Origin of the sequence: Shouchella rhizosphaerae, assembly GCF_900142675.1 — a bacterium.
Lineage (GTDB): Bacteria > Bacillota > Bacilli > Bacillales > Bacillaceae_D > Shouchella > Shouchella rhizosphaerae.
In genome coordinates, this window is the sequence record NZ_FRBS01000001.1 from 906,703 (window position 1) to 919,850 (window position 13,148).

14 protein-coding genes are annotated in these 13,148 nt (G+C 46.4%); all 14 read right to left on the reverse strand.

Going from position 1 to position 13,148, the window contains the following annotated elements; all coding sequences use genetic code 11:
- Nucleotides 1-12 precede the first annotated feature (12 nt).
- On the reverse strand, nt 13-897 hold the full coding sequence (dpaA, locus tag BUC05_RS04675; RefSeq protein ID WP_035201428.1) for a dipicolinic acid synthetase subunit A: 885 nt from the start codon (nt 895-897) through the stop codon (nt 13-15).
- A gap of 170 nt (nt 898-1,067) precedes the next feature.
- Nucleotides 1,068-1,298 (reverse strand): YlmC/YmxH family sporulation protein, encoded by a 231-nt coding sequence (locus tag BUC05_RS04680; protein WP_011247062.1) that lies wholly within the window; start codon nt 1,296-1,298, stop codon nt 1,068-1,070.
- Between the two features lie 47 nt (nt 1,299-1,345).
- Nucleotides 1,346-2,590 (reverse strand): M16 family metallopeptidase, encoded by a 1,245-nt coding sequence (locus BUC05_RS04685; protein ID WP_011247063.1) that lies wholly within the window; start codon nt 2,588-2,590, stop codon nt 1,346-1,348.
- The gene (locus BUC05_RS04690) at nt 2,583-3,584 is read right to left on the reverse strand and encodes a polysaccharide deacetylase family protein (protein ID WP_011247064.1); all 1,002 of its coding nucleotides are present in this window, start codon (nt 3,582-3,584) and stop codon (nt 2,583-2,585) included. The genes BUC05_RS04685 and BUC05_RS04690 overlap by 8 nt, the downstream gene beginning before the upstream one ends.
- A 106-nt stretch (nt 3,585-3,690) precedes the next feature.
- The gene (locus BUC05_RS04695) at nt 3,691-5,823 is read right to left on the reverse strand and encodes a polyribonucleotide nucleotidyltransferase (protein WP_011247065.1); all 2,133 of its coding nucleotides are present in this window, start codon (nt 5,821-5,823) and stop codon (nt 3,691-3,693) included.
- Nucleotides 5,824-5,993: 170 nt separating this feature from the next.
- A complete protein-coding gene (rpsO, locus tag BUC05_RS04700) occupies nt 5,994-6,263 on the reverse strand; it encodes a 30S ribosomal protein S15 (protein WP_011247066.1) in 270 nt (89 codons plus the stop codon).
- A 241-nt stretch (nt 6,264-6,504) separates the two neighbouring features.
- Nucleotides 6,505-7,458, reverse strand: a complete 954-nt coding sequence (ribF, locus tag BUC05_RS04705) for a riboflavin biosynthesis protein RibF (RefSeq protein ID WP_011247067.1) — start codon at nt 7,456-7,458, stop codon at nt 6,505-6,507.
- 16 nt (nt 7,459-7,474) lie between these two features.
- A complete protein-coding gene (truB, locus tag BUC05_RS04710; protein WP_011247068.1) occupies nt 7,475-8,383 on the reverse strand; it encodes a tRNA pseudouridine(55) synthase TruB in 909 nt (302 codons plus the stop codon).
- An 87-nt stretch (nt 8,384-8,470) separates the two neighbouring features.
- A complete protein-coding gene (rbfA, locus tag BUC05_RS04715) occupies nt 8,471-8,827 on the reverse strand; it encodes a 30S ribosome-binding factor RbfA (protein ID WP_011247069.1) in 357 nt (118 codons plus the stop codon).
- Nucleotides 8,828-8,852: 25 nt separating this feature from the next.
- A complete protein-coding gene (locus BUC05_RS04720; RefSeq protein WP_011247070.1) occupies nt 8,853-9,131 on the reverse strand; it encodes a DUF503 domain-containing protein in 279 nt (92 codons plus the stop codon).
- Nucleotides 9,131-11,416, reverse strand: coding sequence for a translation initiation factor IF-2 (infB, locus tag BUC05_RS04725; protein ID WP_011247071.1), 2,286 nt, complete (start codon nt 11,414-11,416; stop codon nt 9,131-9,133). Before infB ends, BUC05_RS04720 begins: the two co-directional genes overlap by 1 nt.
- Nucleotides 11,417-11,429: 13 nt before the next feature.
- Complete coding sequence (locus BUC05_RS04730) at nt 11,430-11,738, reverse strand: L7Ae/L30e/S12e/Gadd45 family ribosomal protein (RefSeq protein ID WP_011247072.1); 309 nt, start codon at nt 11,736-11,738, stop codon at nt 11,430-11,432.
- Nucleotides 11,735-12,010 carry an RNase P modulator RnpM gene (gene rnpM, locus BUC05_RS04735; RefSeq protein ID WP_063608340.1) on the reverse strand — a complete coding sequence of 92 codons (276 nt, stop codon included), beginning with the start codon at nt 12,008-12,010 and terminating at the stop codon, nt 11,735-11,737. The genes BUC05_RS04730 and rnpM overlap by 4 nt, the downstream gene beginning before the upstream one ends.
- Nucleotides 12,011-12,031: 21 nt before the next feature.
- Entirely contained in the window at nt 12,032-13,138 is a 1,107-nt protein-coding gene (gene nusA, locus BUC05_RS04740; protein WP_011247074.1) for a transcription termination factor NusA, read from the reverse strand.
- Nucleotides 13,139-13,148: the final 10 nt, after the last annotated feature.

Genomic DNA, 13,148 nt, shown 5'->3' on the forward strand with positions numbered 1-13,148 from the left:
CACGCTCCTTCGTTATGATTGTGTTTGTTCATGAAGCAAATCACTTAAAACATTTGCTAAAATCTTGCCTGCTGTTTTCGGGGCGACCATGCCTGGAAGACCAGGAACGAGCATGGCTTTCAAGCCTCTTTTTTTGGCGTACGCAAAATCGACGCCACCAGGTTTTGAGGCCAAGTCAAGGACAAAAGCATGTTGTGGTAATTCGGCGAGGACGTCAGATGTGACAATTTTAGCTGGAATGGTATTGATTACGAGATCGATGTTTTTTAACGTTTCTTTTAGTGCAGTAAGGGGAAATGGCTCGACTCCGAGTTCGAAGGCACGGGCGAGCAATGCCGTTTCCTTTGCACCGACAAAAACGCTCGCACCAAGGGCATGGAATGTGCGGGCAATGGTCATGCCGATGCGGCCAAGGCCGAGCACCGCCACTTTCGCATGGTGGATCGTATGGTCTGTATGCTGGATCGCCAGCATGACTGCGCCTTCAGCTGTCGGAATCGAGTTGTAAATCGCCACATCATCGCGATCCATTAATAGGACAATTTTACACTTTGCTTTTGCAGCCAATTTTTCTAATCGGTCTGTTGAAATGCCTGTATAAATCGTGCAATGGTCGGGCGTTTCATTTAAGTAAGCGGCTTTCAACTTTAATTGCTGGTTTGAGAAAACGCTGGCAATGAGGCCATCATTGGACATGCCGCCCACCGGCAACAAAATCGCATCCACTGTCGACCACTCGATATCAGGCAACTCTTGCTTGCTTGCGCCAATGAAGCCATCATTTAACTGTTCAAAACCAACAAGGGAAATTTTTGCGTCAAGTGCCGATAATTTGCGAATGATCTCAAGCTGGCGTGCATCGCCGCCAATCATGACCACATGGGTTCCAGTGAGCATGCTGATCCTCCTTTTATGCGTTGCTTCTTTTAAAGCATATGACTAAGTGAACCAATCGGTGCAGACACAAAAAAAGCTTGCAAATGCAAGCTTTCAACGGTAGGCAAACAACGACGTATGCGAGCGTCTCTCTGCCTTATTGAGGCGGTCGCCAAAGGCAACCACCATCCTTATGTTTCAATAATAATCATGTCTTGGCCGATTTTTTTAATTTGCTGCCAATAAACCGTTACTTCTTTGTCTTTGCGGTTTAATTGGTACCAGCGGCTCGTCGGGACAACAAAGGCGTGAATTTCCCCGGTGTGCTCGTCAAACAGCACATCGGTCTGTCCCAAAACACCAAGACGTTCGCCTTTCTCAAAATCAATGATTTCTTTGTTAGCAATTTCACTTAGCCGCAAGCCCATCACCTCTTATTCCAATGTATGTACGTCGGAAAGAAAGTAGACTAGTTGCTGAAAATCGTTGACGGCATTGTTTCGCTTGAGGCGACAAGTGAAACAGCCGGCGTATCCCGAAGGAGCTGGCTAGCTAGATCGTTGACCATCTCCAAACTGACAGCATTAATATCCGCGATCAACTCGTCTAATGTTTTATGTTCTTGTAAAAGCAATTCATTTTTTCCATTTCGTGTCATGCGGCTGCTTGTGCTTTCAAGCCCAAGCATAATGCTGCCTTTGAGCTGCTCTTTGCCATTTTCCAACTCTTTTTTGCTAAGGCCTTCTGCACGCACCGCTTTCGTTACTTCTGCGAGAGCTTCCGTTAACTTTGGCAACTGTGCCATTTGCGTACCTGCATAAATGGTAAGCGTACCAATTTGTTCATACGAAGAATGATAGGAGAAAACAGAATAGCATAAGCCTTGTTCTTCGCGAATCGTTTGGAATAAACGGCTCGACATGCTGCCGCCAAGGGCATTGTTTAGCAAAATCAGCCCAAATGAACGGTTTGAACCAATTTCCAGGCCAGGGTAGGCTAAACATAGATGTGCTTGCTCAGAATCTTTCTGGCGATATTTCACTGTCGGCGAGAAAGTCGCTGTTGGCACAGCAAACGGTTCCGGTGCTCGTTTCACACGGGAAAAGGTTTGTCTGATTTGCTCAAGCAACGCATCGTCAAAATGGCCGCAAACCGACACGACTACTCGTTCACCTGCGTAGAAACGCTTCATGTAATCACTGATTTGCTGACGGCTAAATGTTTGGAGCGTGTCTTCTGTGCCAAGAATAGGGTTCGCTAGCGAGGAACGGCCAAAAACAGCTTGACTAAGCAAATCGTGGACGAGGTCGTCTGGCGTGTCCTCCACCATTTTGATTTCTTCGAGCACCACTTTTTTCTCACGCTCTATTTCTGTTTTATCAAAAATAGAGTCAAAAAACATATCTTGTAGTACATCAAGGGCCAAAGCAGCATGCTCATCTAGCACTTTAGCATAGTAGCATGTGTATTCTTTTGCCGTAAACGCATTGACCTGTCCGCCAATGCGGTCAAACGCTTCTGCGATTTGTTTGGCTGAACGCGTTTTTGTTCCTTTAAACAACATATGTTCAATAAAATGGGAAATGCCATTTTCCTCATTTGATTCATTGCGGGAGCCTGTTTTTACCCAGATGCCAATCGCAACAGACCGAATGGCCTCGTTGGCTTCCGCAATAATGCGCACGCCGTTGTCCAGCGTCTCTTTTTTAATCACGTTTTGTACCCCCATTGCTCTCAGCTGTCATTTTTGCGGCAATTCTTGTTTCATCCATTAAATCGCTAACAGTCCCGATCTGCAACTGTTTTTCTTGCATCCCTTGTATAATCGCTTCCAGTCCTTTTGACGATGACTCTGTAGGATGCATCAACAACATCGAGCCTGCCTGCATTTGATTGACAACCCGTTCAACCATAACAGATGGTTCGGGCTTTTTCCAGTCAATTGTATCAACTGTCCATAAAATGGTACGCATATCATAGGCAGCGGCTCGTTCAACCACCAGTTGATTAAATTCGCCGCTTGGGGGAGCAAACCATTTTGGTGTGACATCCAGTGTTGCTTCAATTACTTCCGTCGTTTTTGTTAACTCTTCGTCTATTTCCGCCTTAGAGAGGGCATTCATGTGAGGGTGCGAATAAGCATGGCTGCCAATCTCATGGCCTTCTTCTTTAATCATTACAGCAAGTTGTGGATTTTTTTTCACCCAGGATCCATCTAAAAAAAACGTCGCTTTGACATCATACTGCTGCAACACTTTTAACATATCAGGCAAATACTCATTTCCCCAGGCGACATTGATTAAAAAGCTAACCATCGGCTTTTCTTCGTGACCTTTATACGTCGGGGCTGGTGGCAAATCCTCAAGATGGACATCCGGTTTTGTTTCTTTAAAGACGAGTTTAGACTGGTTGAAACTTCCAGACTCCTTCATTTTATTATAAGATTGTTCAATGTCGACCTCAAGCCCGTTATAACCTGGCAATGCTTTCCAGACTTTGTCAATGCGTGCGTTTGTTGCTGGAATCGCCACTTTTTCTGCATGCGCTTTAATTTGTTTTAACAACTCATTCTCTTCTGTATCTACATCTTCCGTTGCGTTTGTTTTCAAGGTGTCGATATACTGAAGCGAAAATGGGTTTTGAATCGCGCCTATTGCCAGCACGACCATGACACCACACAAACAGAAGTGAAGCCATTTTTGTTTCATTGTGTCCCCTCCTGCTAGATACTTACTAGCATGTCTATGAGCAAATGAAGAGGACTAGACGTTTGACCATAAAAAAAGACTAGGAATTTTCCCCAGTCTTTGTTTCTTATTCGTTCGCTGTATCTTTTGCTTCTTCTTTTTCTAGCTTTTCCCGTTGTTCTTTTAACAGGACTTTGCGAGACAAATTAACTCGTCCTTGATTGTCAATTTCAGTGACGCGAACATCTACTTCATCACCGAGCTTAAAGACATCTTCGACTTTGTTGATCCGCTCTTCAGCAATTTGTGAGATATGCAGCAAGCCATCCTTGCCTTTAAACAGTTCGACAAAGGCACCAAACTTTTCAATGCGTTTGACTTTCCCATGGTATGTTTCGCCGACTTGAACTTCTCGAACAAGATCTTCAATGATTTGTTTCGCTTTTTGGTTCATGGCGGTATCTAGGGAAGAAATGTAGACAGTGCCGTCTTGCTCAATGTCTATTTTCACGCCTGTTTCCTCAATAATTTTATTGATGACTTTGCCACTTGGTCCAATGACATCGCGAATTTTGTCAGGATTGATCGTTAGCGTCAAAATTTTTGGCGCATACTCCGACAACTCGGCACGAGGTTTGTCAATGGCCTCCATCATGTTGCTTAAAATTTTCATTCGGCCTTGTTTTGCTTGTTCAAGGGCTTGTTCGAGCACTTCCCGGTTAATGCCGGAAATTTTTATATCCATTTGCAAAGCTGTAACGCCATTCGCTGTGCCAGCGACTTTAAAGTCCATATCGCCAAGCGCGTCTTCCATGCCTTGGATATCAGTGAGCACCGTCATATGTTCCCCTTGTTTGACAAGCCCCATCGCAATGCCTGCCACTGGCGCTTTAATTGGCACACCTGCGTCCATCATCGCTAACGTGCTTGCACAAATGCTCGCTTGTGAAGTTGATCCGTTCGACTCCAACACTTCAGATACGAGCCGGATCGTATAAGGAAACTCTTGCTCACTTGGAATGACTTGCTCAAGCGCACGTTCGCCAAGGGCTCCATGACCGATTTCCCGGCGTCCTGGCGCGCGAATCGGACCGGTTTCGCCAACGCTAAACTGCGGAAAATTGTAGTGGTGCATAAACCGCTTCGTCTCTTCGATGCCCAAACCATCTAGCACTTGTACATCGCCAAGGGCACCAAGCGTACAGACACTAAGTGCTTGTGTTTGTCCTCTTGTAAAGAGACCGGAGCCATGTGTACGAGGCAACAGCTTGATTTGTGACGAGAGCGGGCGGATTTCATCAACGCCTCGTCCATCAGGACGGATTTTTTCGACAGTAATTAAGCGACGGACTTCTTCCTTCACGAACATTTGCAAAATCTCTTTTACTTCATCCACATTGATGCTGTCATCGTCTGAATGTTGTTCCACTTGTGCAGCAATGATCTCATCGATCGCATCTTGACGCGCGTGTTTTTCCGCAATCCGAACCGCTTCTTTGATGCTCGCTTCCGCGCTTTCACGCAAGCGTGCTTCCAATTCAGCGTCAAAAGTTTTCAGCTGCACTTCACGTTTTTCTTTGCCGCAAACTTCCACCACTTTTTCTTGGAAAGCAATCATTTTTTTAATGTTCTCATGCCCGGCTAAAATGGCTTCTAACATTACGTCTTCTGGGACTTCTTTAGCACCGGCTTCGACCATGTTGATCGCTTCTTTTGTTCCAGCAACAGTTAGGTCAATGTCGCTCTCTGCAAGTTGAGCTGGCGTTGGGTTCATAATGAATTCGCCATTAATTCTTCCAACAGTCACACCAGCAATCGGCCCTTCAAACGGAATGTCAGACACACACAGAGCCAGTGATGAACCGATCATTGCTGCCATTTCAGGAGAGGCGTCTTGGTCAGAGCTCATCACAATGCTGATTACTTGGACATCGTTACGAAACCCGTCTGGAAACAGCGGTCGAATTGGACGGTCAATCAAACGGCTTGTTAAAATCGCCCGTTCGCTTGGACGCCCTTCCCTTTTAATAAACCCACCTGGAATTTTTCCCGCTGCATATAAACGTTCTTCATAATTGACCGTTAACGGAAAGAAAGGAAGGTCTTTCGGTTCTTTTGAAGCAGTCGCTGTTGATAGAACAGCAGTATCGCCATAACGGACGAGAACCGCTCCGTTGGCTTGTTTGGCTAATTGACCGACTTCGACACTTAATGTCCGGCCAGCCCAGTCAATTGAAAACTCATGACGTTCTTGATCCATGAATGTGTACTCCTCTCGTACAACTAAAATTCTTCTTTCTTATTATGACCGAATCAGAACAAGTTTAAAAGAGTGAAATTAGGGTCGTTTTCCATTTTTCTAAGCTTGTCGCCTGCTAACGGAAGGCATGAAGAAAAAAGCGGGAGATCATCCCCCGCTTTTTTGCAAAACTATCGACGCAAGCCAAGCTTGTCAACAAGGTTACGGTAACGCGTTACGTCTTTATTACGTAAATAAGTTAGCAAGTTACGACGTTGACCGACCATTTTCAAAAGGCCACGACGAGAGTGGTGATCTTTTTTATGCGTGCGCAAGTGATCGTTCAAAGTGTTAATTTGCTCCGTAAGAATAGCGACTTGGACTTCTGGAGAACCAGTGTCTGTCTCATGCGTTTTAAATTCTGCAATCAATTCATTTTTACGCTCTTGTGTCAATGCCATCAGAGCCACCTCCTTTTCCCTAAAACCCCAATCTCCGAGCAAACGGTGGTGAGTCGTTTTGCCAAGAAACGGGTATCGTGTCCGCATGGGGATGCAGACACTTTCTATGATAGCTTGATTGATCTGCAAATGCAAGCGTTCATTTTATCTTCTTTGCCTGTAACCACATCGCAAAAATCACTTGGACGCGCTAAAAACGTAGGCTTCCCCTTAAAGACGTTAACTGTTTAGGTGTCCGCACTTAGCCATTGGCCGTATGTTGCTTGAAAAACTGCAACGCCGTGGCACGGTCACGGCCAAGCTGTGCTTTGATTTCATCAATGCCGCTAAATTTTTGTTCCGAACGAATCCGTTCGTAAAACGCGACTTCCACCGTCTCCCCGTATATCTCCTGATTGAAGTCGAAAATGTTCACTTCCACGATTGGCTTTGCTAAATCATCGACAAATGTTGGTTTATAGCCGATGTTCGCCATTCCTTCGTATGTGTTGCCCGCATGTGTCAATGTGACAACATAGACGCCTGTTTTCGGCACGATGAACCGCTCTTTTGCAACAATGTTTGCAGTCGGATAGCCAATTAACCGTCCCCGTGCGTCTCCATGGACAACTGTTCCAGAGAAAACATACGGGTAGCCGAGGAGGCTGGCCGCTTCACTGACATTTCCTTCTGACAGCTGTTTACGAATACGCGTTGACGAAATCTTTTCTTGCTCATCGCTCACTTGTTCGACCGTTGTATGCGTAAAGCGCCCGTTCGCATAACGGTCAATATCGTCCATCTTGCCTTCCCCTTTAACGCCGTATGTAAAGTCAAAGCCTGCCACCACATGCTTGACGTTTAAACCAATCACGAACCGCTCAATAAAAGCTTGTGGCGTCAGTTTCGAAAACGCCTTCGTAAAATGGACAACGTAGACAACGTCGACCCCTAACGCCTTTAGGCGCGCCACTTTTGCTTGCAGAGGCGTCAAATAATCAATTGGCTGATCCGGTTTACCAAGCACTTCTTTCGGATGGGGGTAAAACGTCATCACCGCAGACTGAATGCCCCGTTTAGCCGCTTCTGCTTTAGCGGTTTCGATGACCGCCTTGTGCCCTTTGTGAACGCCGTCAAAATAGCCAAGAGCCATAGCTGTTGGCGCTGGGGCCTCTATGTGGCTAATTGAATCTAGATCTAGCTCCACTACCACCACTTTTCCCCCTTTACCGTTAAACATGACAAAATAACGTTTCTGGTTTAATAAGTCCAGCCTTTGTTGGATGTGCTTGATACAATGCCAAGCAATCTCCTTGTTCATTATAAAACAAAAAACGCCCATCTCCAAAAGAAGCGCTTTTCTCCAGGACAGCACCATTGCGTATTCGTTTTTCCAGTTCCTTATCGGCAGTGACCCGTGGAAAATGCTGAAGAGCCGTATCAAGGGGGCGCAACTTATTCAGGCGCTCATCCAAACTCATTTCCGCAAATGCAGATAAAGGAATGGCATCTGCTTGTGTAAACGGGCCAGATGCTGTCCGTGTCAGCTTTGACATATGGGCAGGGTAGCCAGCTTTTTTGCCTATATCAACGGCAAGCGTACGGATGTAAGTACCTTTTGTACATGTGACAGAAAAGGCAAACGAAAAACAACCTGGCTTCGCAGTTGTTATTTCCGTCAATGTCAACGCTTTTATTTCCACTGTGCGCGTTGGCCGCTCGACTTCGATGCCAGCTCGAGCGTATTCATACAAGCGTTTGCCGTTTACTTTTACAGCCGAATAATAAGGGGGTGTCTGCTCAATTTTGCCGATAAAGGCTTGCAGCAACGCTTCAATTTCCGTACGCGTAAACGGTTTATTGACGCGTTTCTCTTCTACGACTTCACCGTGTGCGTCTTCCGTTGTCGTCGCCACGCCGAATGTGACTTCCCCTATATACGTTTTATCGTAATCGGACATGTATTTGACCACTTTGGTCGCTTTGCCGATGCAGATCGGCAAAACGCCATCCACTTCGGGATCGAGCGTCCCTGTATGGCCGACTTTCCGTGTTTGAAACCATTTCCGCATTTGGTGGACACAATCGTGGGATGTCCATCCTTTCGGTTTGTCCAGCACCACAATCCCTGTTGGCTCCATCAACATCACTCCCTGTCTTACTAAAAAAAGAAAGGATAGCGTCAGTGCGCTACCCTCAGGAGAACGTCTGCGCGCTCTCCTTTGCAACTACTCGTTCGAATCATTTTTATTCAAATCGCGCAATAAGCTTTCAATTCGGTTGCCGTATTGGATCGATTCATCGAACGAAAAACTGAGCTCAGGTGTTTTCCGAAGGCGAATGCGCTTGCCCAATTCCGTACGGATAAACCCCTTTGCCTTTTCAAGGCCGGCAAGGGTCGCTTTGCGTTCTTCCTCATCACCGAGCACCGTAATAAAAGCCGTCGCTTGTTGTAAATCCCCTGTGACATCTACCCCGGTCACCGTGACAAAACGGACACGGGGGTCTTTAATATCGCGAATAAGGATGTCACTCAATTCTTTTTTCATTTGTTCGCCGACGCGAACAGCACGGTTATTCGCCACAATCGATCACCTCTACTAATGGGAATCACGCCCACTCCCAGTTGGTCAATGTGCGCTCAGCCGCTTCTGCCTGATCAATTATCGCCAATGCGCGTAATAGTTCAGCTTCAGCGCTTTTTTTACTAGCAGCAACTGCGCAAAGCGACAGCTCTGCGCGTTGCCAAGTTTGTTGGTAACCTGTTTCTGCTGCTGAAACATTGCAACGTTGCCTCACTTTGCGAAGCACGCTTTGCAAGACGGATCGTTTATCCTTCAATGACTGTGCCTCATAAATGAACAGCTCGCAGCGGACACTGGCCATCATTAGGCACGTTTCACTTCTTCCATGACATACGCTTCTATCATGTCGCCTTCTTTAATGTCATTGAACTTATCAAGCGTAATTCCGCATTCATAGCCAGCCTGCACTTCTTTAGCATCGTCTTTATAGCGTTTAAGAGCGTTCAGTTCGCCTTCATAAATGACAATGCCGTCACGAATCAAACGGACAGAAGAATTGCGGGTGATTTTTCCTTCTGTTACATAAGAACCGGCAATCGTGCCGACTTTCGAAACTTTGAATGTCGTCCGTACTTCCACTTGGCCGATGACTTTTTCTTCAAACTCAGGATCAAGGGCGCCTTTCATTGCCTGTTCAATTTCGTCAATCGCATTGTAAATAACACGGTGGAGACGAATATCGACGTTTTCGGCTTCAGCCACACGTTTGGCGTTCACATCAGGGCGAACGTTGAACCCGATGACAATCGCGTTGGAAGCAGACGCCAAAATAATGTCTGATTCCGTGATCGCACCCGCGCCAGTGTGGATGATATTGACTTTTACGCCTGCCACATCAATTTTCTCCAACGATCCTTTCATCGCTTCAACTGAGCCTTGGACGTCGGCTTTGATGATGACATTAATGTCTTTAACATCCCCTTGCTGAATTTGGTTAAACAAGTCATCCAAGCTTACTTTTGACGATGCTGTTAAGTTTTGCTCCCGATAACGGGCCATTAGCCCTTCGCCTAATTGGCGGGCTTTTTTCTCGTCTTCAAATGCTTGGAAACGGTCCCCCGCTTGCGGCACTTCGTTTAAGCCTGTAATTTCCACTGGTGCAGACGGTCCTGCTGTTTTGACGCGGCGGCCGACATCATTCACAAGCGCACGCACGCGGCCAAATGTGCTGCCGACAACGACTGCGTCCCCGACATTCAACGTCCCGCTTTGAACAAGAAGCGTGGCAACTGGGCCGCGCCCTTTATCAAGCTGTGCTTCAACAACTGTACCTGTCGCGAGTTTGTCTGGGTTGGCTTTAAATTCTTCCACTTCGGCAACGAGTAGAATCATTTCAATTAACTCATCAATGCCTTCACCCGTCAGTGCTGAAACATTAACAAAAATCGTGTCGCCTCCCCAAGCTTCAGGGACAAGCTCAAACTCCGTTAACTCTTGCATCACTCGATCTGGACTTGCTGTTTCCTTGTCAATTTTGTTGACAGCGACAATAATCGGCACTTCAGCCGCTTTCGCGTGGCTGATCGCTTCTTTCGTTTGCGGCATGACGCCATCGTCAGCAGCCACAACAAGAATCGTAATGTCCGTCACTTGCGCGCCCCGGGCCCGCATTGTTGTAAAGGCTGCGTGACCTGGTGTATCTAAAAAGGTAATTTTTTTACCTGAGTGTTCAATTTGGTAAGCGCCAATATGCTGAGTAATGCCTCCTGCTTCCCCCGCAGTCACTTTCGTGTTACGGATTGAATCAAGCAGCGTTGTTTTTCCGTGGTCGACATGGCCCATAATTGTCACAACTGGCGGGCGCTCTTTTAATTCTTCCTCTTTATCTTCACGATCATACAACTCAATATCGAGCTCATCCACAATCACTTCTTCTTCGACTTCCACCCCATAATCAGCGGCCAACAATTCAATCGTATCTTTGTCAAGCTCCTGGTTAATGGTAGCCATAACCCCAAGACCGATTAATTTCTTAATCAATTCAGAGGCTTCACGATGGAGCTTAGCGGCAAGTTCACTGACCGTATGGGAACCTGAAATTGTAATTTTTTCAGGCAGCGGCATTTGCTGATGATTGACTTTTGACTGCGGACGACGCTTTCCGCCACGGTTGCCATGGTTGCGGCGATTTTGGTTATTTCCTGGACGGCGGTTGTTGCTGCCTGGACGCCCTTGGCCACCAGGACGGTTTCCGCCACGGTTTTGGTTTGGTTTCCCAGCTTGCGATTTTGCGGCGCCACTTTGGTTATTGCTCGCTTGGCTTGGGCGTTTCGTTTGCCCTTGAGATTGACTTTGCTGATTGTTTTGCGGGCGCTGCTTTTGTCCTTGGTTTTGCTGGTTGTTTTGTGGGCGTTGCTTTTGCCCTTGGTTTGACCGTTGATTTTGGCTATTTTGCTTTTGGTTACTAGTGGACCCTTGCCCTTTTGCAGCGGCAGGCTTTCCTGCTTGCTTTGCTTTGTTTAATGTTTCTTCATCAATTGCTGACATATGATTTGACACTTCCACACCCATTGATTTTAAACTTTCGATTAGTTGCTTGCTTTGAACATTATTTGCCTTCGCGTATTCATAGATTCGCACTTTTGACATATACGTACCTCCATTATTGGCTCAGTAATGCGGCGATTTTCTTCGCAAATCCTTCACTCCTTATGCCTATTGCCACGCGCGTTTCTTTACCGATCGCTTGCCCAAGCGCAAAACGGTCGCTCGTTTGATAGACTGGGATTTTATAATAGCCGCATTTGTCCTTGATTTTCTTTTCGGTATTGCTGCTAGCATCGCCAGCAAGGATCACCATTGACAGCTCCTGTTTGCGAATCGCGGCAAGAACCAATTCTTCCCCTGTAACAAGCTGTCCGGCACGTTGGCATAAGCCAAGGAGCGAGAGCAGCTTTTTATCGTTGCTCACCGCTTTTTCACCTTTACCCGCTCTGCAATCAAGCGGTCATAGTCGTCTGCGGTCACTTGCACTTGCAAATGGCGCGTTAGGCTATCGCGCTTTTTAGCCTTGTTAAACACGTCTTCACTGTTCGTCAAATAAGCGCCCCGGCCATTCCTTTTGCCAGTTGGGTCCAATTCGACTGTGCCTTCAGGTGTGCGCACGATCCGCACAAGTTCTTGCTTTGGTTTCATTTCATTGGTCACAATGCATTTTCTCAGCGGTACTTTCCGTTGTTTCATGCGATTTTCCGCCTCCTGCTCCTAACGTTCATTTTCCTCATTTGTGAATTCTTCTAACTCATCATTTTCATTTTCCTCATCAAGAAGGCCAAGCTCACGGGCTTCTGATTCGCTTTTTATATCAATTTTCCAACCTGTCAGCTTAGCGGCCAATCGGGCGTTTTGGCCTCGTTTGCCGATTGCTAAAGACAGCTGGTAGTCAGGGACGATGACTTGTGTCATTTTTTCCCCTTCAAGCACATTGACTTTCATTACTTTTGCTGGGCTAAGGGCATTGGCCACATAGACAACTGGGTCTTCTGACCATTCAACAATGTCAATTTTTTCGCCTTTGAGTTCATCGACAATTGTCTGTACCCGTTGGCCCCGTTGGCCTACACAAGCTCCGACTGAATCGACTTCGGGGTTGTCGGAGTGGACGGCGATTTTCGAGCGATCCCCCGCTTCGCGAGAAACCGATTTAATTTCTACGGTGCCATCGTAAATTTCCGGCACTTCTAATTCAAACAAACGCTTTAAGAGCCCAGGATGGGTGCGGGAAATTAAAATTTGCGGGCCTTTTGTCGTTTTTTCGACTTTCGTAATATATGCTTTGATGCGGTCATTATGTTTGTACGTTTCATTCGGCATTTGTTCAGACAGCGGCAAAAGCGCCTCAACTTTCCCTAAGTCAACGTAAATAAAGCGATGGTCTTGACGTTGGACAATGCCGTTCATAATATCTTCTTCACGGTCAATAAAATCAGAATAAATGATGCCCCGCTCTGCTTCCCGAACACGTTGCGTGACGACTTGCTTCGCCGTTTGTGCAGCAATTCGGCCAAAGTCTTTTGGTGTGACTTCAATTTCGACAATATCGTCGACTTCATAATGCGGATTAATCCGCTGCGCTTCCGCTTCTGAAATTTCCAAGCGTTTATCAAATACTTCTTCCACGACGACTTTGCGGGCAAACACGCGGATGCTGCCATTGTCCCGATTCACATCAACGCGCACGTTTTGCGCTTGGCCGAAGTTACGCTTATAGCCAGAAATAAGCGCAGCTTCGATTGCTTCAATAATGACTTCTTTTTTGATGCCTTTGTCTGCTTCAAGTGTTGACAAAGCTTCCATAAATTCGCTGTTCATGGAAAGGAAC